The 23,249-nt window shown below is 44.5% G+C and carries 19 protein-coding genes; 5 read left to right on the top strand and 14 right to left on the bottom strand.

Translation table 11 applies throughout. The annotated features are described in order from the left end of the window. Positions 1–45 precede the first annotated feature (45 nt). Genes GO755_RS33760 through GO755_RS33750 form a run of 3 tightly spaced genes read left to right on the top strand, consistent with a single transcriptional unit; the run spans position 46 to position 5,136 of the window. Positions 46–1,554, top strand: a complete 1,509-nt coding sequence (locus GO755_RS33760; RefSeq protein ID WP_157589861.1) for a sialate O-acetylesterase — start codon at positions 46–48, stop codon at positions 1,552–1,554. Positions 1,555–1,575: 21 nt separating this feature from the next. Continuing rightward, the gene (locus GO755_RS33755) at positions 1,576–4,140 is read left to right on the top strand and encodes a glycoside hydrolase family 38 C-terminal domain-containing protein (protein WP_157589860.1); all 2,565 of its coding nucleotides are present in this window, start codon (positions 1,576–1,578) and stop codon (positions 4,138–4,140) included. A gap of 12 nt (positions 4,141–4,152) precedes the next feature. Beyond that, positions 4,153–5,136: an alpha/beta hydrolase gene (locus GO755_RS33750; protein ID WP_157589859.1), complete on the top strand. Its 984-nt coding sequence runs from the start codon at positions 4,153–4,155 to the stop codon at positions 5,134–5,136. A gap of 19 nt (positions 5,137–5,155) precedes the next feature. Here GO755_RS33750 and GO755_RS33745 read toward each other — a convergent pair whose 3' ends face one another. From GO755_RS33745 to GO755_RS33695, 11 genes are all read right to left on the bottom strand, one after another. Beyond that, entirely contained in the window at positions 5,156–6,109 is a 954-nt protein-coding gene (locus tag GO755_RS33745; RefSeq protein ID WP_157589858.1) for a hypothetical protein, read from the bottom strand. Between the two features lie 70 nt (positions 6,110–6,179). Continuing rightward, entirely contained in the window at positions 6,180–6,764 is a 585-nt protein-coding gene (locus tag GO755_RS33740; RefSeq protein ID WP_157589857.1) for a LutC/YkgG family protein, read from the bottom strand. Between the two features lie 132 nt (positions 6,765–6,896). Then, positions 6,897–8,270, bottom strand: coding sequence for a lactate utilization protein B (locus GO755_RS33735; protein WP_157589856.1), 1,374 nt, complete (start codon positions 8,268–8,270; stop codon positions 6,897–6,899). Beyond that, entirely contained in the window at positions 8,270–9,007 is a 738-nt protein-coding gene (locus GO755_RS33730; protein ID WP_157589855.1) for a (Fe-S)-binding protein, read from the bottom strand. Before GO755_RS33730 ends, GO755_RS33735 begins: the two co-directional genes overlap by 1 nt. A gap of 251 nt (positions 9,008–9,258) precedes the next feature. Continuing rightward, positions 9,259–9,681 (bottom strand): BLUF domain-containing protein, encoded by a 423-nt coding sequence (locus GO755_RS42240; protein WP_157589854.1) that lies wholly within the window; start codon positions 9,679–9,681, stop codon positions 9,259–9,261. 114 nt (positions 9,682–9,795) lie between these two features. After that, a complete protein-coding gene (locus GO755_RS33720) occupies positions 9,796–10,161 on the bottom strand; it encodes a hypothetical protein (protein WP_157589853.1) in 366 nt (121 codons plus the stop codon). A 30-nt stretch (positions 10,162–10,191) separates the two neighbouring features. After that, positions 10,192–10,332: a hypothetical protein gene (locus GO755_RS33715; RefSeq protein ID WP_157589852.1), complete on the bottom strand. Its 141-nt coding sequence runs from the start codon at positions 10,330–10,332 to the stop codon at positions 10,192–10,194. Between the two features lie 67 nt (positions 10,333–10,399). Beyond that, positions 10,400–14,365, bottom strand: coding sequence for a hybrid sensor histidine kinase/response regulator transcription factor (locus tag GO755_RS33710; RefSeq protein ID WP_198175008.1), 3,966 nt, complete (start codon positions 14,363–14,365; stop codon positions 10,400–10,402). 276 nt (positions 14,366–14,641) lie between these two features. Further along, positions 14,642–15,544 carry an SEL1-like repeat protein gene (locus GO755_RS33705; protein ID WP_198175007.1) on the bottom strand — a complete coding sequence of 301 codons (903 nt, stop codon included), beginning with the start codon at positions 15,542–15,544 and terminating at the stop codon, positions 14,642–14,644. Then, positions 15,510–16,325, bottom strand: a complete 816-nt coding sequence (locus tag GO755_RS33700; protein ID WP_157589849.1) for a hypothetical protein — start codon at positions 16,323–16,325, stop codon at positions 15,510–15,512. Before GO755_RS33700 ends, GO755_RS33705 begins: the two co-directional genes overlap by 35 nt. 315 nt (positions 16,326–16,640) lie before the next feature. Continuing rightward, positions 16,641–17,621, bottom strand: a complete 981-nt coding sequence (locus GO755_RS33695; protein ID WP_227687189.1) for a peroxiredoxin family protein — start codon at positions 17,619–17,621, stop codon at positions 16,641–16,643. Positions 17,622–17,980: 359 nt separating this feature from the next. On the opposite strand from GO755_RS33695, the gene GO755_RS33690 reads away from it, so the two are divergent. Together GO755_RS33690 and GO755_RS33685 are read left to right on the top strand one after the other, a co-directional pair. Then, positions 17,981–19,555, top strand: coding sequence for an FG-GAP repeat domain-containing protein (locus GO755_RS33690; protein WP_157589847.1), 1,575 nt, complete (start codon positions 17,981–17,983; stop codon positions 19,553–19,555). 40 nt (positions 19,556–19,595) lie between these two features. Beyond that, complete coding sequence (locus GO755_RS33685; RefSeq protein WP_157589846.1) at positions 19,596–19,952, top strand: hypothetical protein; 357 nt, start codon at positions 19,596–19,598, stop codon at positions 19,950–19,952. Between the two features lie 21 nt (positions 19,953–19,973). On the opposite strand, the gene GO755_RS33680 is transcribed toward GO755_RS33685, so the two are convergent. The 3 genes from GO755_RS33680 to GO755_RS33670 all read right to left on the bottom strand — a co-directional run bounded on the left by GO755_RS33680 (position 19,974) and on the right by GO755_RS33670 (position 23,117). Further along, a complete protein-coding gene (locus GO755_RS33680) occupies positions 19,974–20,717 on the bottom strand; it encodes a hypothetical protein (RefSeq protein WP_227687188.1) in 744 nt (247 codons plus the stop codon). 100 nt (positions 20,718–20,817) lie between these two features. Continuing rightward, positions 20,818–21,399: a Crp/Fnr family transcriptional regulator gene (locus tag GO755_RS33675; RefSeq protein ID WP_157589845.1), complete on the bottom strand. Its 582-nt coding sequence runs from the start codon at positions 21,397–21,399 to the stop codon at positions 20,818–20,820. Between the two features lie 146 nt (positions 21,400–21,545). Then, positions 21,546–23,117 (bottom strand): aryl-sulfate sulfotransferase, encoded by a 1,572-nt coding sequence (locus GO755_RS33670; protein ID WP_157589844.1) that lies wholly within the window; start codon positions 23,115–23,117, stop codon positions 21,546–21,548. Positions 23,118–23,249: the final 132 nt, after the last annotated feature.

Here is a 23,249-nt window from a genome sequence, read left to right as displayed (position 1 = left end):
GCAGGTAAATAGGAGTGCGTTTATAAGCGTCAATCGTAGCGAAAGATGATAGAGCACAAGTCGGTAAAAGTCATACTGGTTGTTTTGTTGGGGATGGGTTTTCTCCCGTTCATAAAGGCGCAGGATAGAACTCCCCTGAAATTCGCTGATCCCCTGACAGACAACATGGTCGTTCAACAAAACAAACCCTTTACGGTTTGGGGAACGGCGAATCCGAATGCTGAGATAACCATAACTCCGGATTGGACCGCCCCCATTACGGTAAAATCCACTGAAACAGGGAATTTCAAGGGGATTGTACCGGTACCTGCTATTCAGGAAGGTGATTATAAGCCGCACACGTTAACCTTATTGTCGGGCACAGAAAGCAAGCAATTAGCCAACATACTCATTGGCGAACTATGGATTTGCAGTGGCCAGTCCAATATGCAATTTTCCATGAAGGAGGTTCCCAATGCCGAAGCAGAAATTGCGAAGGCTACCAATTCCCATATCCGGCTGTTCAATACGAAATTAAATTTTAGCGACACGCCGATTCAAAACGTGACGGGCAACTGGATGGAATGCACACCCCAGAGTGTCCGGGAGTTTTCGGCGGTGGGGTACTATTTTGGCGAAACACTCCAGAAAAAGCTGAATGTTCCAGTCGGCCTTTTGTTTACCGGAATCGGGGCCTCAGCAGCCCAGGCATACGTACCGAAAGAGGTGCTGAAGGCGCATCCTACACTGGATTCTGCGTATCTGGAACCTTATCTGCGCTCTGAAAAATCCAAAGAAAAAATCGACGGAGGTTTTACGTTCGAGAAGGTAACCAGGCCGTATCTTTTATATAATGCTCTGATCAATCCCTTTACCAATCTATCGATCAAAGGCTTTTGCTGGTACCAAGGCGAATCGAACCGGAACGAGCGCGGTACCTATACCCGGTTGATGTATGCGATGATCGAGTCGTGGCGAACAAATTTCAGTCAGGGAAATCTGCCGTTTTATTATGTACAGGTAGCGCCCTTTTTTTATGACATTGAAGACCCGGTTCGGGCAGATTACGCCTTTTTCCGCGAAGCTCAGGAACGGATTTCTGAACTGGGCAATACCGAAATGGTGGTTACGATGGACGTAGGCGAATCGAAAGACCTGCATCCGAAAAACAAGAAACCAATTGGTGTCCGGCTGGCCAATACGGCATTGAACAGGACATATGGCTTTTTGGACGTTCGCTACCAGGGACCACAATTCGAATACGCTGAATTTAATGGACATAAGGCATTTGTTCATTTTAAACCGGAATCGGTCAATACCGGATTAACGACGAATGATGGTAAGTTACCCCAGCATTTTCAGTTGTCCGGAAGCGATCAGGTATTTTATCCGGCAGGCGCCAAAATCGTAGGTAACAGAATCGAGGTTTATTCCGATAAAGTCCGAAAACCCGTTGCGGTCCGGTATGCCTTCACTAACTATCCCGTGACCAATCTGGAGAATACCGACCATATTCCTGCGCTGCCTTTCCGAAGCGACGACTGGAAAGAGCCAGTCTGGACTACCAAAAAGTAACCGTTGCTCAACTCGCCCAACATGCCTCGTCCCCTGTTCATTATTCCGTTTCTGTTTTTGGCTCTGTCCAGCTCGGCCCAGAAAGCGTATTTCATCGATGGCTACCACGGAGGTGTTTACGGGCATTACCCCAAAGGCTATACCCCATTCATCGTTGATCAACTGAAAAAGAATCCGTTCTGGAAAATCAATCTCGAAATTGAGCCTGAAACCTGGGATTCGGTTTTGGTGCGAGAGCCAGAAGCCCTGAAAGAATTACAACAGCTATTTGCCGATCAATCCGTTACGGGCCGAATTGAATACATCAGCCCGGCCTATGGGCAAAGTTACATGTACAACGTATCGGGCGAGAGTATCATTCGGCATTTCGACTATGGCATGAAGAAAGTCAGGCAGCATTTTCCGGGGGCCGTCTTTACAACCTATTCGTCGGAGGAGCCTTGTTTTACGTCTGCTTTACCACAAATTCTGACCTCATTCGGATACAAGTACGCTTCCCTGAAAAACCCCAACACCTGCTGGGGCGGCTATACAAGAGCGTTTGGGGGTGACTTAGTCAACTGGATTGGTCCCGATGGCACCCAGATCACTACCGTGCCCCGATACGCTACAGAAGGCCTGCTCCCAAACTCGACCTGGCAAACCGAAGCCTGGACAAACTCCCCGAAATACATCAACGATGCCCTCGCTTACGGCATAAAACATCCCGTGGCCATGACCTTACAGGATGCAGGCTGGCGAAACGGCCCCTGGATTGGCAACGGGGACAAGGGCTATCAACCTACGGAATACACAACCTGGCGGGATTACGTAGCTAACCTATCGATCAAAACGCCCACACAGGATTGGCATTTTTCGCAGGAGGATATGTTAGTCAGCCTGGTTTGGGGCTCGCAGGTGTTACAAAAAATAGCACAGCAGGTACGGGTATCGGAAAATAAACTCGTGATGGCCGAAAAAATAGCGGCTCTTAGTGAGGTGTATCAAAACACTCCCTGGCCGCAAAAAGCGATTGATGAAGCCTGGCGAACCCTCATGCTATCACAACACCATGACTGCTGGATTGTGCCTTACAACGGAAAACCCGGCCAGACCTGGGCCGATAAAGTTGTGGCCTGGACTAACAACACCAACCGCATTAGTGATGACATAATCGGCGGTGCGGTTCGTCGCGAGCACGTATCAGAATCGGCGAACAGACCTACCGTAAACGTGTACAACACAACGGGTACGGTTAGAAACGAAACAGTTGAGCTGGTTTTACCGACCGGCACTCAGGCAAATGCAATTCGTGTGGTCGATGGCAAAAACAACGTAGTACCAATCCAGGTCAGTACGTTGGGAAGTCAGTCAGGTACCACGGTTTACTTCAGGGCGCGTGTTCCGGCAATGGGTTTCAGTACCTATACATTGATGAATCAACAATCAACCCGTTCATCAGGAGCGCGGGCGGTGGTTACCAAAAACGGCGATGTTATTCTGGAAAGCGATCTATACAAACTGGTTATCGACAAATCAAAAGGCACGATTAAGAGTCTGATCGATAAAGCGCTGAACAACAAAGAATTGGTGGATACGAAAAACGAGCGGGGCTTTACTGAATTACGGGGCAACTTCTTCGACAATGGCGGCTTTCATTCCAGTTCCGAAAAACCAGTGACGGTGCGCGTTGTGGAGAATGGCCCACTGGTGGTGAAAGTCGAACTGAAAGGTGAGATCGTATCAAATCCCTACACCCAAACGATTACGTTGAAACAGGGCGACCGAAAGATTGCGTGTAGCCTCACCATCGACTGGCAGAAAAACATCGGCATTGGCAGCGATTACAAACAACACGGCGGATTGGATAAAACAGATTATACCAAACCATTTTATGACGACAGTCAGAAACTGCTCGCCTTTTTCCCGGTCAATTTTTCGTCGCAGAAAATTTATAAAGATGCCCCCTTCGACGTAACGGAAAGCAAGTTGACGGATACGTTTTTCAGTCGCTGGGACAGCATCAAACACAACCTTCTGATCAGTTGGGTGGATGTGTATGACGAGAAGAATGATCAGGGTTTTGCCCTAATGACCGACCACACCACTACCTACGCACATGGCAAAGATTTTCCTCTTGCCTTAAACATTCAGTATTCAGGAGCCGGCCTGTGGGGAAGAAACCACACTTTAACCGGCCCGACAACCATCAACTATGCCCTGGTGCCGCACGCAGGCCGATGGGACAAAGCCCGAATTTCGACCGAAGCCATGCAGTGGAATGAGCCATTAGCGGCTGCACTGACCTCCACCAGCGGCAGCCCAGAAAAGTCGCTGGTAGACGTAACAGGAACGGGTTTGCAGGTAACCACCGTTTTGGCCGATGGAACTGATTTACTGGTACGTCTTTTCAACGCAGAAGGCGACAGCAATAGGAAAAAAGTAACCATTGGCGGGCATGCCACAGCAGCCGAGCTGATTGAATTGAACGGGAATGTCAAGGAAACGTTGACGTTACAACAGAACCAGTCAACCAGTGCCCTGATGGTGGGTATGCCTCGGTTTGGCCTGCGAACTATTCGACTGAAAAACTTTAAAGGATATTAATCCTAAAATTATATGCATCGACTTATTTCTCTATTCCTTATCATGGCCTTGAGTACCAACGTCACCTATGCCCAATTAGGACCGACTGGTGGGAAAGATACGTCGTTCTCTGTACGAGGCTCTTACCTGCGCGAGAAGCAATACCACCCCGAGATTACGCTGGCCGACTCAACATTGCCAGCCGGAGTCCGCATTGCGAAAGCGATTACGTATAGTACGCCCATCGCAGGAAGAAATCTCCTGTTGGACGTGTATGCTCAACCCGCCGTTTCTGGTAAAATTCGCCCGGCGGTTGTGATGATTCACGGGGGAGGCTGGCGTTCTGGCGACCGATCGCACAACAACACGCTGGCCGGGCAATTGGCTGCCAAAGGTTTTGTTGCTATTCCCGTCGAATACCGTTTATCGACAGAAGCTTTGTATCCAGCCGCCGTGCATGACATCAAAGCGGCCATTCGTTGGATTCGGGCTAATGCGACTAAATACGCTGTTGATCCTAAACGGATTGCAGTACTGGGTTTTTCGGCAGGAGGGCAGTTAGCCACTTTGATTGGAACGACAAACGGGCTGGCAACTTTTGAAGGGTCAGGGGGTAATGCACGTTATTCAAGCACCGTACAGAGTATCGTCGACATCGACGGGGTGCTGGCATTTATTCATCCCGAATCGGGCGAGGGCGATGACTCGAAGTCGACTTCGGCAGCTACCTACTGGTTTGGTTACTCAAAAACGCAACGCCCCGATTTATGGCAGCAAGCTTCGGCGCTTAACCACATCGACAAGCATACACCCCCAGTTTTATTCCTGAACAGTTCAGTAGACCGGATGCACGGCGGGCGTGACGATCTCATAAAAAAACTAAATGCGTTGGGTATCTATTCGGAAGTCCATACGTTTCCTGAGGCTCCCCATACGTTCATGTTCTTTAATCCCTGGTTCACGCCCACGCTAGCGTATATAACTGATTTTCTGAATAAAGTCTTGCCGGGTAAATAAGCTGGGATGCTTAAGTTTTTCAATTAGGTACCAACCGTCCTTGTGCATCTTCCACATGCAGGCGGTTTATATCCAAGCCATCCAATACCAAAACGCCCTGTATAGACGACTGCTGGTTGGGATCTTGTTTCCAAGACCAGACCAGCTTGCCGGCTGAAGTATATTCCAGCACCTGCGTACCACTTGCCCCGTGTCCGGGACCGTGTCCCTGCCAATTGGCGACTACCCAGTTCCCATTTTTCAATATCTGAAAACCAGCAAAAAAATCTGGATGTACAACTGGCGGCCCACTGACGCTATCCACCAAAACCCCTTTCTGGTCGAATCGCTGAAAATTGCCTGAATAGCCACCACTTACCAGCGTATGGCCATTACCCAGTCGCTGCGCCTGCCAGGCATGTTGAGCTTTGGCCTGTTTCGCAAGCTGTGCCTGCCATAGGATAGAGCCATCTGGTTTGCCTTCAAAGACCTGATCATTGGACGTAATCAGGAAATTACCGTCAACTGTTTCCCGAATCAGCCGAACATAGGTAAAGTCAGGGTAATTAATGATTCGTTTCTGTGTCAGGTTTTTATCCAGCTCAATGAGGACGATGCCTTTTTTCTGCTGCCAGTTTAAGCCCACGAGCATCGTATTTCCATTGCGTAAACGTCGGGCGGCAATAGTACCGTCGAACGTAGTCAGTTCGGCTACTTTGGCACCCGTTTTAATGTCTCGTTCTTCGTAGCCTTTGCCGGTGCCAATCATCACCCGACCCTGGCCAATCAGTTGTAAATCCCGACCCGCCGGAACGGATACGAAGTAGTTTCGTTCGGGATGCGCCAAGTCTATGTAGTTCAATTTGGAGAGGCCCTCGTCACGTAGCAGTAACTGCCGGGACGGATATATGTCTGGGGAAGGTTGCGCATGAACGGCCCGACAAAGCACTAACAAAAGGACAAAAAACAAGTGAATAATGAGGTTATTTCTCATACAGCAAACGTACGTTGTTTTACGGATAAACGACAAGGCGGAATTAAATGGGGACAGGCGAGTCATTATTCTATTTCAGAACGAAAACCGTCATGGTAATGGGTCCATGCGCTCCCAACACTAATGCCTGTTCAATATCTGCCGTCTTGGATGGTCCCCCAATAAACGCACCGAAACCGTATTGCCCTTCTCCAATTTGACGATACGCTTCATGCAGTGTAGGAACGATGGTTTCGGCCGGTACGATTACGGCTAAATGCTGACAGATGTAGGGAATGATTCGTTGGCCCATCCGCTGTTCTGGGAGCCAAACCGCTCCATTCTCAGCGACAGCGAGTTCAGCTTTAATGATGGCTAGTTCAACATCATTGAAGGTATGCGGATCAACGGAAGTTGAGAGCAATTCAAACACATCACTCAACTCCGACAAAGTCGTAACAATACGCTTCGTGGAGTCGAAGTTTTTTTTGATGAGCGCGGCAACCTCTGTAAAATTCTTTACTACGAATACCTGTCCACCAATGCTGGTAAAAACATCGCAGTACGTACTGATAATATCCTGGGCGTCGCCCTTAAAAGAATCAATATCAGGTAATGGGCTGGCTGGTGGCTGATTTTTCAACACAGCGGCTAATATATTTTCGCGGATACTCATTCCGGTTTTCGTTGGTTAAAGGTTTTTCGACAGGATAAAAACAGGATTCTTTCTATTCTCCAATCCTGTTTTATCCTGTCAATCCTGTCGAAAAAAAACAATCTATTTCGAATGACTCCCCTCTTCATTGGTCTAGCCGTTGTTTTTGGCATACCATTCGCCAAATGACTCTTTCGGGCCATCAGGCATTTCCCGTTGTTTATACCAGGGATTGAATTTATTATTGACCGCAAATGGAATATTATTTAAAACCCATCGCCCGGCTCTCCCCATTGTAGAGTATGACGTCGGCGAGGATAACGTCCAGGCCATAGCCTTCATACTCAACACTTTGGTATTAGCCGCATAGCCTTCCCGGACAATCACCTGCCGCCATTGATACAGTTGATCATGAATATTGATTTTTACAGGGCACACATTTGAACAGGAGCCGCAAAGCGTCGACGCGAAGGGAAGATCAGCATGTTTTTTCATGTCCAGGTTAGGTGCCAGAATGGCTCCGATAGGTCCGGAAATAGTGTTGTGGTAACTTAATCCGCCACTCTTCCGATACACCGGACAGGTGTTCATACAGGCTCCACAACGAATACACTTTAACGAATCCCGAAATTCGGGCCGACCCAGCTGGCGACTGCGACCATAGTCGACCAGAATCAGGTGCATTTCCTGACCTTCGCGCGGTTTTTTAAAATGACTGGAGTAGATGGTGATCGGCTGGCCGGTTGCACTTCTGGCCAGTAGTCGCAGAAAAACGCCCAGGTGTTTCTTTAGGGGAACGATCTTTTCGAGTCCCATCGAAGCAATCTGCACTTCAGATAAATGAGCACCCATGTCGGCATTTCCTTCGTTGGTACATACCACGTATTCGCCGGTTTCTGCTACGGCAAAATTCACCCCCGTCAGTGCAGCCCGTCTGGTAACGAAAACGTTACGTAAGTGACCACGGGCAACCCGAGTTAACAAGGTGGGATCCGATACTCCTTTTTCTGTTCCCAGATGTTCATGGAAAAGCTCCCCAATTTCTTCCTTTCGCTTATGAATGCAGGGTAGCACAATATGGCTGGGTGGTTCGTTATCCAGTTGCTGAATGTATTCCCCCAGATCGGAGTTGATAACGTCGACGCCCCGTTCAATCAGGTATTCGTTCAGATGACATTCTTCGGTAAGCATCGATTTGCTCTTGACCATCTGGCGAATGTCCTTTTCTTTCAAAATAGAATAAACAATGGCATTATGTTCTTCGGCATCAGCCGCCCAGTGCACCTTTATTCCGTTCTTGATCGCATTGGCCTCGAACTGCACCAGGTAGTCGTGTAGATTAGATAACACGTTGCTTTTTATCTGGGATGCCGCTTCCCGTAAGGCTTCCCACTCCGGAATTTGCTTAGACGCAATATCCCGTTTTTGCCGTATCCACCAGAGCGCCCCATCGTGCCAGTTGACATGCTCCTCATCCTGGATAAACGCTTCGGCCAGGGCAGCGTGATCCTTTGTCTGTTTTTCCATCACAAGGTCGAGTTTAGAATTTCAGCAATATGTACGGCTTTTACGGCGCTTTTATTCCGCTGTAGAATTCCTTCCAGGTGCATCAGGCAGGAAAGATCGACGGACGTAATGTACTCCGCGCCATTTTTTGTATGATCGGTAACCCGATCTTTCCCCATTTTTACAGACACGGCTTCCTCGGCTACACAAAAGGTTCCGCCAAAGCCGCAGCACTCATCCGGGCGATCCAGCGTAACCAGTTCCAGGCCGTCTACCATGTTTAGTAAATGGACTGGTTTAGAAAAAGGCAACGCATTGAGTTCGCTCATCTGAGCCAGGTACAACCCCCGCAACCCGTGGCAACTCTGATGAATACCCACTTTGTGCGGGAAACGAGCTTTCAGATTGTCTACTTTCAGGACATCGGTTAAAAACTCGACCAATTCATACACGCTTGATCGAATTCGATCTGCCAGAGCCGGATCAGTAGCCGAATGTAAGTGCTGCTTCACATGCAGAACGCAACTGGCAGAAGGGGCTACGATGTAATCAAATCCGGAAAAGTTTTCCAGAAAAAGATCATTACATTCCTGTGTAAGATGTTCAAATCCCGAGTTGGCCATGGGTTGTCCACAACAGGTTTGCCTGGGCGGATAAACCACGTCGACCCCAAGTTTTCGCAGCAATTGCAACGTAGCAATCGCTGCCTGCGGATAAAACTGATTTACGTAGCAGGGAATAAAAAGTCCGACTCTCATAGAGGGAAATATAGATCAGCGTTAGTAGGCGTATTATCCTCTAAAGCTGTGAAGTCGGCTATCTTACTAACTTATCAACTTTCGGTTGATCAGATAAACGGCTAACGCGACCACGGCGGTTACCGCTGTTTCTATCAGGATATAATCCAGAGAATCCCATAAGACTGGAGTAGCGTAAGCAGGCAAGCCACCAGCAACCTACTGAATCTTTGCCTGGCTGCACCTAGACTAGCTTTTCACTCGCTTGTCTTTCAGTTTCGATAATTGGTTAGATAAAAGATTTGCAATAAAGACAGAACGTCATTATCCTGCTTTGGCCACGGGAAGTAGGGGTCTTTTAAAAATGGGAGCAAATCCATTAAATGAGTAAACTCGCTTACAGATGAAGTTTTGTATCCCATTGACCAGTTCGAAAAACAGCGGTGCTCAATCGGTCTTTTGTACAATTGGATTATAAGGCTTTGTCGGTAATCTTTCTGGGAAATTTTATATTGTCTCTCTACAATTGCTTCCGAACCCTCCAATACGTGTATAACGCTCCCATTGCAATAGAGTAGAACACCCGTTATCCCTAATGCCTGATTAGTGCGTTGACCCTGGCACCGCATTTGGGTTAATTCACTGATTGACAACAAATCGCGGAAACAGCTGGTATAAACGATACAGCATTTCATGCTAATAAAATAAAGTGTATTATGGATTAGATAGGCAACCCGGCGATTGGCGAGGTACTACTGGACAAAAGAAGTGAGCTAGTAAATTAGGCACTATGACCTATATACGTAATCTTAGTCATTGCTAACTGCTGCCAGCAATAGAAGTTCCTGGGCCTGACGGTTCAACTCGTTCAGGAGTTGGGTATGAGCGATTAAGAGACGATAATTGGAAGGCGCACTGGTAGATGAATCTATATCTTTATGCAGTACGGTAATTTGCTTGTCGAATTGCAGCATTAGCAGATTTATTCGGCGAATGGGGCATTGACCAATGAATTGGTTTTGTGGATGTAAATAAGAGCGTCCTGCTTTGCTCTCCGATAGAAATGAGAGTGCTTTATAGTTTGAATAAAAGTGCTCTATGGCATCAAGCCAATTTATTAATATGCCTGAAACCGTATTGGCACGGCCATCATCAAATAGTGAACTAGTTTTCATGATTTGGGGTGGGGACTTTTGGACATTGATTTAAAACTGGTAAGCAATGCCAGGAGGTATGAAATAAGCCTGGATCAACTTCTTTTCTTTTAGCGATACCGGTGCAAAGTTGAGTGTACCAGGCTTAAATGACTGGTCAATTCGTCCCAAATTCGTGTCTATTCGTTCCATTAAGCAAAAAAAATACGGTTTCATTAGCTACTAGTAGCTAATGAAACCGTATTTTTTTTGCTTATAATCAGCTATTTCTAATTTCACTCGGTGAGAACCCAAATTCCTCCTGAAAGGATTTCGAAAAATGGCTGGGGCTTTTATAGCCCGTTTGCCAGGCCACTTCCGAGATACTAAATGTACCGGTCTCAAGCAGAGTTTTTGCTCTGGCAAGGCGATAAGAACGAATAAAATCGGCAGGTGTGGTATTCATCAAGGCTTTCATTTTGCGGAACAGTTGAGATCGGCCCATGCCGACTTCCTCGCAAAGTTGAGTCAGGCCAAATGCTTCGTCGGCAAAATTTTTGGCCACAATCTCCTGCACTTTTTTCACGAAAACGTCCTCCAGCACAAATGCTTCGTCGGGTTGAGCTTCTGGAGACAGAGGGGGTACTTCAACAGGACCGTTTTTTGAGAAATGAGCCATCAGTCGCTTTTGCCTCTCAACTAATACTTCCAGTTGTATCAGTAGCTCCTGTTTATCGAACGGTTTGAGCAGGTAGGCATCTGCACCTCGTTTCAGACCAGCTAGTTTGGCCTCGACGCCCGCTTTGGCGGTTAGCAATATAATTGGAATATGACTGGTACGATCGTCGTTTTTTAAGGTGTCACAAACCTGATAACCATCTTTTTCGGGCATCATTATATCGCTGATAATGATGTCAGGAATAGTCGAGAGCGCCTTTTCGATACCGATTTTCCCATTATATGCCACATCCAATTGATATAACCCATCGAGACAGGTTTTGAGATAACTAACAACATCAGGATTGTCTTCGATAAGAAGGAGCTGCGGTAGGGCTGTATGATGTAGGGTGTAGGGTGTATCATCTGAGAATACACGGAAATCATTTGAAGCAACTATCTCATTTGTTGAGACATAGCCCAAAGCCATTCCATCACTTCTTGGGGCAGTTTTTGTTGCCGGAATCTTAACTATGAAAGTGGTTCCCTGACCAGGTTCACTTTTTACACTGATGGTACCACCCATCAACTTTACCAACTCCTGTGTATGAGCCAGGCCAATACCAGTGCCTTCATTCTGGCGAGTATGTGAGCTGTCAACCTGATAAAAACGGTCAAATACATACGGCAACTTGTCTTCTGCAATGCCAATGCCTGTATCCTGGACTTCAATCCACAACTGATCTCCGATCTCTGTCAATTGAACCATGATATCCCCTCCTGATGGCGTGAATTTGAGGGCATTGGAAATCAGATTGGTCAGCACCTGTTTTAGTTGTTCAGGATCGAAGTCCATCACCAGTGATTCCAGATTGGTAAAAAACTGGAGTGACAGATTCAGACTGTTGGCGTAGGATCGGAACGATTCAGCGATGTACCGAAGATAGGATACAACATCGTCCTGCTGTAGATTGAGTTGGAACGATTTATTTTCAAGTTTGGATAGGTCGAGTAATTGATTGATTAGTCGCAACAGATTTCTACCATTGGTCTGGATGAGTCGCATTCCCTCTCCGAGGTATTTTTCCGGTTGGGCGAGGATTTGCTCGACCATCCCAAGAATAACCGTAAGTGGAGTCCTGAATTCGTGGGTCAGATTCGTATAGAGACGACTTTTGACCAAATCCAGTTCTTTCAGTTGCCGGGCTTCCTCCGCTTTCAGTCGTAATTCATTCTGGAGCATCAGACGATTTTTCAGAAACGAATAAATGGCGTAGGAAATGCCAGAAAGCAGCAGAAAGTAAGTGCCATAAGCCCACCAGGTAGCCCACCAGGGCGGATAGACAACTACCTTCACCGCCAATTCATTAGGATGCCATCGCCCCTGGCTATCCCGCGCTTTTACCCGAAAAATATAATGTCCGCTAGGTAAACTATTGAATCGAGTAAAGTTGAATTTAGAAGGTATTGACCAACTGTCTTTATAGCCTTCCATTTTGTAACTGTAGACTACTTCTTTCGGATTTTTGTAGTCCGTCAGCGCATATTCAAATGAATACGACCAGTCCCAGTGATTGATATCAATTTGGGGAGTAGCTGTAAATTGAGTTTCCCGCATCACTGTATCCCGGCGTTCATCTGTATACTCAAATGCCGTAAGCACCATATTGGCTCCCTGATTCCTGTTTCGGTACGCTTTCATCACCTCCTGAGGAAAAAAGGCATTAACTCCCCGCATTCCGCCAAAAAACAGTCGGCCATTTCGAGCTTTGAAATAAGATTTCCAGTTGAATTCGTTGTAAGTCAGGCCATCTTCTTCAAAAAAGTTGATGAACGTTTTGGTTGGGATATGAAAGCGGGAAAGACCATGATTCGTACTCAGCCATAGGCAGGAATCGCCTTCGGTCAGCATACCGCAAATAAAATTATTGGGCAAGCCATCAGTTACGGTGTAGTGCCAGCTAATGTCCCTGGCAGGGTCAACCTGAACAAGACCCACATCGGTACCTAGCCAAAGTTTCCCGACCCGATCTTCCTGAATGGTCAGGATACGGGCAACCGGCAATCCCCAGTCTTTGGGGTCAAGCCAATGCTGTTTTTTCGTTTTCGGATCGTACTGTAGTAATTTCCCGTTAAAGCTGAGCCATAATTTTCCGCTTTGCATCCCTGAATAAAGTGCCTCAGTTCTATTTAAAATTTTCTCCGGCAATGTCAATTCCTTCGTCCAATAAAAACCGATTGTCGACTTAGTTAATCGATACAATACGTAATGGGAAGCCCACCATAATGTCCCATCCTTATCTCTGGCAAAAAAACCGTTGTCAATAAGTGGATTTTCATGAAATGGACTTGGCACATTGGTTACCTTACCTGATTTTGGATCTAATAGCTGTCCGCCGTTTATCCAGATCATATTCCTTTCTGTAGAAAGGTCAAATAAGGCGGGAAGCGGATTGAATGTATAAAGTCGTGGCGGTTGTTTTTTTGCGGGGTCAAACTTTGCAATTCCATTGTAATATACCCCGTATATCATTCCCTGTGGATCTTCCGTAAATCCTCTGAAACTATAGTAGGAATTGGATTGATCCAATCCCTTAAGATACGTATCAAACGGATTATACCGGGGCCTTACCTTTAGTAACCCCAACCTTGTATCTACCCAAATAATCCCGGTTTTGTCTTGAAATAACCCCATAAAATCATTGCGATGGGGCAGTAACTGTTTCAATTCGTCCTGAAAATTATACAGGGTATCCTTTTCGACATCATAATAAATGAGGTTTCTGTCGGGACCACAAGCCCAGATGCTACCATTTTTTTCCAAAATAAATCGGAGCAAATAACCTTTATCTGAATGTAGGAAGCGGTTGGCAGGATGTGGCACAAACCTATTTTTAGCCTTATCCAGCTTATAAAATTGATTTTTTGACAGCATTACTACTGTCCCATTCGAACCAGGTTGAAACCAAAGATTAGAGCAGTCAGTACAAATATTATCCAGTAGTGTTACTTTGGTAATACTGCCTGATTTGTCTACGTGGTATAGCGTATCTTGATAAGCTAACTCTGTATAGTCGAAGGAATCAATACCAGACCAATAGTAGGTGTTTAGCAAGCTAGGGGCTTTATAAAGAGGGCCAGGCACCAACTGACTATCCTGAGAACGCCAGACATAAGCTGCTCCAAAGCCTTTTTTCACTCTGCTCATTACAGCATTCTCGCTCCCCAAACCTTGCCAAAAATGGCTTCCATCGTTTTTAGTCCCCTTCTCCTTTAATTTTATGGATTGCCAATTCCCTGTTTTGGGATTGAAGAGGAATGGAAAATTCTCGCTCCATACAAACAACAACGAATCCTGCCAGGAAGCTAAACCCAATAAGTGTTCCTTATTAGTTAGTAGTTTCTTCGGAACTGGATACACAACAAAATTTCGTCCGTCATAACGGTGAATTTTGCCATCATTCACCAACCAGATGAACCCCTGATCGTCTTGAGTAACCGAAGAAGTTCGATTTCCTGTTAGTCCGTCGGCGGTTGTGAAAAACTCGAACGTTGCCTTTTGCGCCGTTGCGTAAAAGGCAACTAGCATTAGTAAGATATGAGTCAGGGCCGCCTTTCTCATTTACTTTTCTTTGTAAGCATCCAGCTTTGGTAAGTTGAGCAACTTTTTATTTCGGCTGGTATAGCTTTAGGTTCTTATCTGTCATTCACTAAGTATACGCTAACGATAATCTATATACGTATACTTATAAATGCACTAGCCGGGCAAGTTTCTGATACTCCAGTATCGGAGGAAGATTGTTAGGAGAGGTATAATTGCAGCTTCTTTTTTAATAGCTATCAGGCTTACTACCGAAAATCCAGTCTAATTAGAACTACTAAAGGTTCTGTTTTTGAGCGCCATGTGTGCCAGCGAGCTACCTGAGTTTGCTGCCTTTTGATAATACTGAAATGCCTTTTGCTTATCAATTGAGCGTCCTAGCAGGCCCAGATAATAGGCTTCTGCCAGTTCATATAGTGCCGCAACATGATTTTGAGCCGCTGCCCTAGCCAAATAATTATAGCTGTTTACGGTGTCCAATAGATCATAGTAGTAAATGCGAAAAGCTCGATAGCAGGCTTCAGGAAGACTCTGTTCAGCAGCTGCTCTATACCATTTTAACGCTTCGTTTATATTCTTTTCAACACCCTTTCCATTTTCATACAATCCCCCTAAGCATTGCATTGCATCGCCACTGCCTTTATCAGCCGCTTTTTGATACCACTCATAGGCCATGTAATAGTTTTGTGGAACGCCCAGTCCAAACTCATACAGATAACCAATATATGTATAGGCCGTAGTGTTCCCTGCTTTAGCCGCTAACTGATACCATTTCAAAGCTTCTTCATAATTCTTCTCAACACCTAGCCCATAGCAATACATACTACCCAATGCACTTTGAGCTTCCTGATTACCCTGACTAGATGCCAGTCGCATTAAGCTAGCTGCTTTTACCAGGTCTTTTGCTACGCCTTTGCCGTGGAAATAGCAAAGAGCCAGGTTATACTGGCCCCAACTATATTTATGATCGGCAGCCAATCTGAAGCACCGCTCAGCCTGATTATAGTCACCTACTTTCCAATAACAAAGCCCATCTTCGATTTGAGATCGTAAAAAAGAGGTAGCCGTTGTATCTGGAAAATGAATCTGTCTATGGATAAGCGTGTCATCTAATTTGGCCAGACAAACAGTTTTAATAGACAAGACTATGACTAGATACTTTAGCATGTACGTCATTTGAATAGATAGCTTGATCTATAAAACGGAAGAGCCGATTTTCAGTCTGTTCCTTATTTCCGTATTGACTATCATAAAGTAACGTATTGCCATGCTTTCTCAGAAAGCTATTCTGGCAATCAACCAGGGTTCTCCCTTCGTCAAATGGGTGAGGCTTTAAGCTAATTTTATACTCCCCTTGCAGGTGAATGTTCGATTTCAAAAAAAGAAATGCTGGCCGTTTCAACGTAAAGTCTTCCGTAATAACCAGCTCCTGGCCAGAACTGAGCTTAATTTGGTAGGGAGAGTCTGCTTTCCTGAATCTATCGTTCAGCGCCTGAACAACTTTGTAGACTGGCAAGCCGTATTCTCGTTTAGCTAGTAAAGCTGAGTCAAAATAGCGTTTGATAATATCCATATCACGCTTGACTATTTTCAGATCAGCGAGCGAATCATGAAGCGCATGCAACTCACCGGCCATTCCCTGAATTCGCATTTCATAAGATTTGACCAGCTGTTGATTGTCGTCGAGGGCATCCTGAAGAACCTTGCGTAACTGAAGACTGTCACGACGTAGTTCTTCAACCTTAAATATCAGCCTCTTATTCCTGTTGTCAACCAGTAATAACTTTCGCGTTAATACCTTAGAACGTTTCGATAAATAGACCGATTTCTGTTGATAATAGGTTAACTGCTGCGTAAGCGTTTCCACAGAAGAGCCTACTTTGTCTTGGGCCTGAATTTCGTTTGCCAGGGCAATTAAAACCCCGAAACTTAACAGAGTTTTTCTCATGTTTATAGTACAAGTTAAATGCAGATAGATGCCTTAGGCAATGTCTATTCGGGGGCCAAAGGGACAATTTACCCCACAAAAGTATTGATATTTTCAATAGTGAAAACAACAGAGTAGCACTTCTGTACTATGTATGTAATTACAAATTTATCGAATGGGGAATATGTAAACTTAATCTTATGATAGCCAAGTTGTCTCGGTGCAGCTCCATACAGACAGCCCTCAGACATCAATCTGATCATTCTTAAACTAGTAGTCGTACAGCGCTCCGACCAGGCGTCAATCAATTGTATACGGTCAACATTGGGGCCTAGCTTACTTGCCCATGAGCTCAATTAATTTAGCCTCAAGATTTTTTCCCCTCAGATTTTTGGCAATAATCTTCCCGTCTTTATCAAGCAGAAAACTATTAGGTATGGCCGTAACCGTGTACAAAGCGGCCGTTGAACCAGAGTAACCATCCCGTTCGGACACATTCTCCCAGGTGTAACCATCTTTCTTGATGGCATTCTCCCACCTGGATTTATCCGTATCGATCGACACACTTAAAATAGAGAATCCTTTGTCTTTGTAGGTCGAATAAAGCCGCACCAGCGTTGGGCTCTCCTGCCGACACGGTCCGCACCAGGAAGCCCAGAAATCAATCAAGGTGTATTTTCCTCGATAATTTTTCAAATCAACGCTATGGCCAGCGGTATCCTTTGACATAAATTCTGGCGCTATAGCTCCCAACGCAATGCGTTTGGTTGTCGTCACCTTGCTGACAAGCTGTCGCGTCAATTCAGTATTGGGGTATTTTTTCTGAAAGATGGCAACCATCTGGTCCATCAGGTCAATGTCATTATCTGAATGCCAGCGCATGCTGTGATGAACCGCAGCGAGCGAGTTGATAAAGAAAGGTTGTTTCACCCAGGTAGCCAGCTCGGCCTTATAATTTTCAGATGCTTTCTCATGTTCAACGTTCCAATACTCAATTCGGGCCTTATCTCCACTTTTTACGGCCACTGCCGATGAATCGTAAGTACGCTTGAGGTATTTGTTAAACACATTCTTGCGATTACGCTCATAGTCGATCAGGTATTGAGTGTCCTGAGAACCAGAACTCAGAATTTCATCTTTTTTGAATTGCAAATTGATGGCATCCCCCGGCTTTGCCAATACCTGCACCAAGCCCGAGTCTGCAACGCTAATTGTATAAATGAGGGGTTCTTTCAACGGTATGGTAAATTGAAACGCCCCTTTCGCATCTGTCACTACTTCCTGAACTTTCCTGTCTTTCCGTGTTTCATAATTCATGAGCGTTAACTGCACCGGCTTTCCAGAAAATCTTACCGGAAGTAACCCTTTTACAGTAGCTGATTGGGAGAAGGCTACATGGTTACAGAATACAACTAGTAAAAAGACAAATCTCATGGCGTTGGTTGATTGCTGATTAGTAAAGTCGATAAATAGACATTCGCAGTTTCACAAAGGTTCAGGCAACTGCGCTGGATCATCTGTATTGACCAACTCCAGAACCCCAGAAATCACACGCCAGCCATCAGTCCTGAAGTAGTAGGCTTATGTTAATTCTTTACTTTTACTAAAAAGCAAAGTTCAATTCTGCTTTGTTGACCTATGCTAGTTGCCAATCGCCCGACTTCGTTTTTTGTCTAATGAGAAAACTAATCCCATTCTATATTTTATTATACCTACTTGTCTCATGTACGGCTAAAAGGCAAAATGATAAAATTGAATTTAACGATATACCTGTTTCGGCACTCTCGGGAAAAGAACTGTCGATAGCACACTGTAGTCGGTGCCATGCTTTTGTAAAGCCCGAATTATTAGCAAAAACGAATTGGCGAGATGTACTTCCGGCAATGGGGCATCGCATGGGTATATACAGTGGTGGCTCCAGACCCGACAGTTTGTTTGATGAGGGCGAGAGCGGCTCAATTGTGCGTGCTGCCAACATCTTTCCGGAAAGACCAATTTTGGCAAAAGAAGATTGGCGTAAAATAGAGAACTATTATATTGAGAATGCGCCAGACACCATTTTACCTCCTCTTCGTAAACATAAAATTCGAGTAGGGTTACCCCATTTCAACTACAGAGAGCCCTCTTTCTCGAATCGACCTGCATTGACCGCAATGGTCAAAATTCTTCCTAACAATCGAGGGATTGTATTTAGTGATGGAAAAAGTAGGCGTAATAATTTGACATTTCTAACCCCCGATCTTCAGGAGAAGTATAGTATGCGGGTCGAATCAACACCAATTCAGTTTTATGAAAAATCAAATGAACTATACCTGACAACGATTGGAAAGGGAGTTTTTCCAACTGATGCCTCCAATGGAACCATGCAACGATTAGTAAAAAGTGGATCGGAGCCAGGGTATAAACTAGAAAGTATAGCGATTCCAGATTTACGGCGGCCTGTTTATATGGCCTACGGCGATCTGAATAAAGATGGATTAGAAGACGTAGTGGCCTGTGAATTTGGCAATCAAACGGGTCAATTGGCGTGGTATGAAAATAATGGAAAAGGAGGCTACGAGAAAAGAGTTTTGCGTGATAAGCCCGGTGCGATCACGGCCATTATTAAGGATGCCAACAACGATGGGCTGATGGATATTTATGTGCTTATGGCGCAGGGTGATGAGGGTATTTTTCTTTATATAAATCAAGGATCGGGAAAGTTTCAGGAGAAGCGGTTGTTATCCTTCTTGCCACTCAATGGGTCCCAGCATATTGAATTGGCTGATTTTAATAAAGATGGCTTTGACGATATCGTCTATGTCTGCGGAGACAATGCGGACAAAACACCAATATTGAAGAATTATCACGGCATTTATATTTTTCTTAATGACGGAAAATCCAACTTTAAACAATCGTATTTCTACCAATTGAATGGCGCTTATAAGGCGATGGTGCGAGATTATGATCTGGATGGTGACCTGGATATTGCTGCCATCTCATTTTTCCCAGACTATCTTCGCTATCCAGAGGAAAGCTTTATCTATTTGGAAAATAAAGGGCATTTAAAATTTGACGACTATTCATTTCCAGAAGCCTCTAAGGGAAGATGGGTGGTTATGGATGCTGGCGACATGGATGCCGACGGAGATATTGATCTTGTTTTGGGTTCGTTTGTGTATTTCATACCACAAGGCGATACCACCGGACTAGGTAAAAAATGGCTAACAACCGGACCTTCGGTCATTGTTTTGGAAAACACGATTCGGTAGCGTTGTCTTTTCTGCATTGCATACCAAAACAATACATCCAATGACTATACAATTTAGCCAACAAGAGATCGAGGAGATTAGGCGCTACTTTACTGAAATTGATTCTGGAGAAACCCCAAAGCAGTTACATGAATTGCATCAGGAGTTTCCAGAGTGGAACACGGTTTTTCTCCTACTCAGAAAGCTACTTGCTTATGGTATCTATTCTGGCTTACAAACAGGCCAGGAAATAAGCTATAAAGAGTTGCAGACAAAAACTCAAAAGCCCGAAACTATGCTGGCAAATGTTTACGCCTATTTTGGAATTTTCGACATTTTGTTAGCCGCCTATACAGCACATGGTGCAATTTCTCCTACGTTGAATCAAGAGCTGAAACCATCGCAAAAAGCAGCTTAGGATTTTCTAAAAAAGTGAAGTTTATACAGCAATCGTCTTTCCTATAAGTAGTTGCCGAATAGCCGCCAAATTTGAAAAGATTACTAAGGGGACTAAGCAGGTTGGTAGCAACACAAATGGAAAATAGCCGAGAGCTGTGTTCGGTTGTTCAAAGCCGAATTGTTGAAATCGATCCGGTAAGGATAATATGGCCGCTGACACGACATTGATAAGCAAGGCAAGACAAGCAAAATTCCAGGCTACTATCACAGATTTACTGAGCTTATTTTTTACAAACCCAAAGTAATAAATTAGTGGAGCTGTCAGACCGGATAGGATATCGAAGTTTCTACCCTCAAACGTCATGGCTTCAGGAATTGATTTATGAACAAATAACCAGAATAAAACGAGCTCAACAGGTATTCTTATTATGTGAATAATAGTTAGTGTTTTAATATCCAGACCGTCAATAAAAAGCTTCCCTTGTTTAGTAAAAAATCGAGATACAAAGAAAATCAACGGCGGCAGAAACAGCATTGGAAATCGCTTAGATGCCGACACGGGATCACTGTAAAATCCTATACTACTAAGCACAGATTGAAGTACTATCCATGCACCGATCGAGACTAAAAAAATTTTTGACTGGTTGGTGGCTATAAAGAATAACCAGACCGCTGCCAGAACAGTTGCCCCAAATGTCAAATAGACATAAAGTGGCATGTTCTCCATATAATGTATTGGGAAAGAGCCGTTAAAGGCGATTGGGGTAGTGTTGATACTAGTCATCGTCAGAAAGAATCTCGTTGTTCATTGATTCAATTTCGATGTAAAGGAACTAGTACTCCAGACAAAAGCACTTGCCAAATGGCAAGAAATGAAACTGGCCTTATTTTTTTGAAAATTCTTTTCGTATCCTGCTCAATGAGGTATCGGTAATGCCGAGATAAGACGCTATGTGTTTTAGCTGTACATATTGAAAAATTTCCGGATTAGACGTAATTAAATCTTCATATCGTTCTTCTGCACGTTTAGTAATTAAGGCTAGTGTTCGTTGCTTAAATTCAACAAATCCTTTCACTAACATAAATCGACCAAATTCACGGAATTCGGGGATGGAATGAAAAAGCATATTTAATTTTTCAAACGTTATCGTAAATCCTTTACAAACAGTGATAGCCTGTATATTTTCAGCAGAAATGGTATGTGTAAAAAAAGAAGCCGCTTCAAATACCATTCGATTCTCAGGATAGAAATAAGTGGTTACTTCATTCCCGTTAGTATCATAACTAAATGCCCGCATTAAGCCTTCAGCCAAAAACAAATAGTCATTACTGATTTTACCTTCCTTTAGAAAGAAATCGTTTTTTGAAAATTCTCTTGGTTCAAAATGTTCTGCAATGGTTTCAACAATTAGCCTGGATGCAGGTGAATTCTGTTGAATGTAATTTCGTAGCGCTTCTTTACTCATTGTCTACCACTTGTCGTTATTATTCCAATGCGGTCAAGAAAATATGAGCTTACTTTTTGCCCTTCCCACGCCAGGAGGAATCTCAAGCCTGGTTGATATGGGGCTTTAAGATTCCCTCTAACGTTGGAAGGACAAGAAAGGTTAAATTAAAGATAAGCACTCATTTTCTTCGCCCGGTGAAAACCCCAGCCATTAGCTGATGAAATGCTAATCTCAGAAACCACCTCTTTGGTTGCATAATCAATTTCCACTACTTTTCCGCCCTGGCCAGTAGTGTTAGAAACCTGATAGCCTGGCCCAAATATAACGTGGTTCGATGCAGCCAGGAACTGGACGCTACTGATGATCTGCGAGTAGGTTTCTATCCCTCTTTCCTGGCCATACGTCCAGGTTTGCTGAACCGTCATAGTAGTGGGGTTGATCTTATAGGCAACAGCCCGGCTGTATCTACTCGCAGCACTATTATACTCACGAATATCGCCGTTATCAAAGACCATTATATCGCCGTTGGGCAAAAAAATGTTGCTATGCTGGTACCAGTTCCATTCAAAATCAGCCGTAGTTATTAAGCCGTTCATAACATCGGAACTAGTAATCAAATTGCCATTAGCATCGACAGGTTTTAATAAATACTGCGTTAAATCTTCGTTACGTCGGTTAACAGTCCAACCCTTATGGGGGGCTAAAATCCACTTGACGTTATTCTGATAATCTAGTTTAACCACCCCCTGATGGCGCCCTGAAACAACAATGGTATTGTCTGTGGAGTCGTAAACCACTGAATTACCGTGGAACCAATCGCTGGCAGTGACATAGGAACTCTGGGATAATGCAGTCCGCTGTTCATCAAGAGATTGTTTCAGATCCCACACATTGACAATATTTCCCTCCTGGCGGTCAATTTCAATTACGTAATCTTCAATAGTAGCTGTTCCATCAGTTTTCGTGCTACCAGGCTTACTAGCCGTCAGAACAAAGTTACCATTGGGTTTTTCAATCACGTTGTGGTGGAAGATATAACCGGATAGATCCCAGTGATTAACTAGCTTACCAAATAGATCAACTTCGTAAATAACAGACGTATTGATATCGCCAAAAAAGAAATTGCCATTTCTTAATCGCTCAATGCCATCATCAAAGCTCAGGGCTTTTAATTGATCATGACTTCGGTAATCTAATACCCACCGGATATCCCCATAAGCATCCATGAAGTACGGAGTCGATGGACTACTCGTACCAAGCGTACTATAATTACTTACTAAAATCAGCCCGGAAGCTACCTTAGTTTCATCAAAAGGAGCCGCTGTAATTGACGCTGGCATATTTGGTGGTAAATCGCCCGTTTGAATAGTCACGGTGCTGTTAGCGAGTGTATCGCCACTATCGTTAACGACGCGTATATCCACGGTATTCGCATAGTTTGCATATAAACCAATTACAGGTACTGAGTGCTGAGTACCTGTATCAGTAAAGGTATGCTCAATAGTAGTCAATTTGCCATGCTTCCCTTGAACACGAATAAAGGTTTTACCCGCCACTGGAGTCGAGAAACTGACTAAAGCAGCCAGAGGAGTATATCCATAAGGATTTAATTTGATCGAATCGGCAGGCACACTAAAAGCGATGGGCGCGACAGGTGCGATAGGCGTATCGGTTAAGGATTGTTTACAGCTATTAAACGCTAACAAGGAAATTAGTAGGAATGGTACGTATTTCATAAAGCAGGTTTTACGGTTTACTTTATGGCTTACGTGATTTAATCAGACAGTGTTGCTTTGTTAATGGATTTTCTACGTTAAACTCAATTTATGTCTGCGGTAAAATCTGACAAACTATTCAGCAATTTTCAC

It is taken from the genome of Spirosoma arboris (assembly GCF_009754945.1).
In the GTDB taxonomy this organism is placed as follows: domain Bacteria; phylum Bacteroidota; class Bacteroidia; order Cytophagales; family Spirosomataceae; genus Spirosoma; species Spirosoma arboris.
The sequence above is the reverse complement of the archived record's forward strand: the minus strand, read 5'-3'. Positions and strand labels throughout refer to the sequence as shown.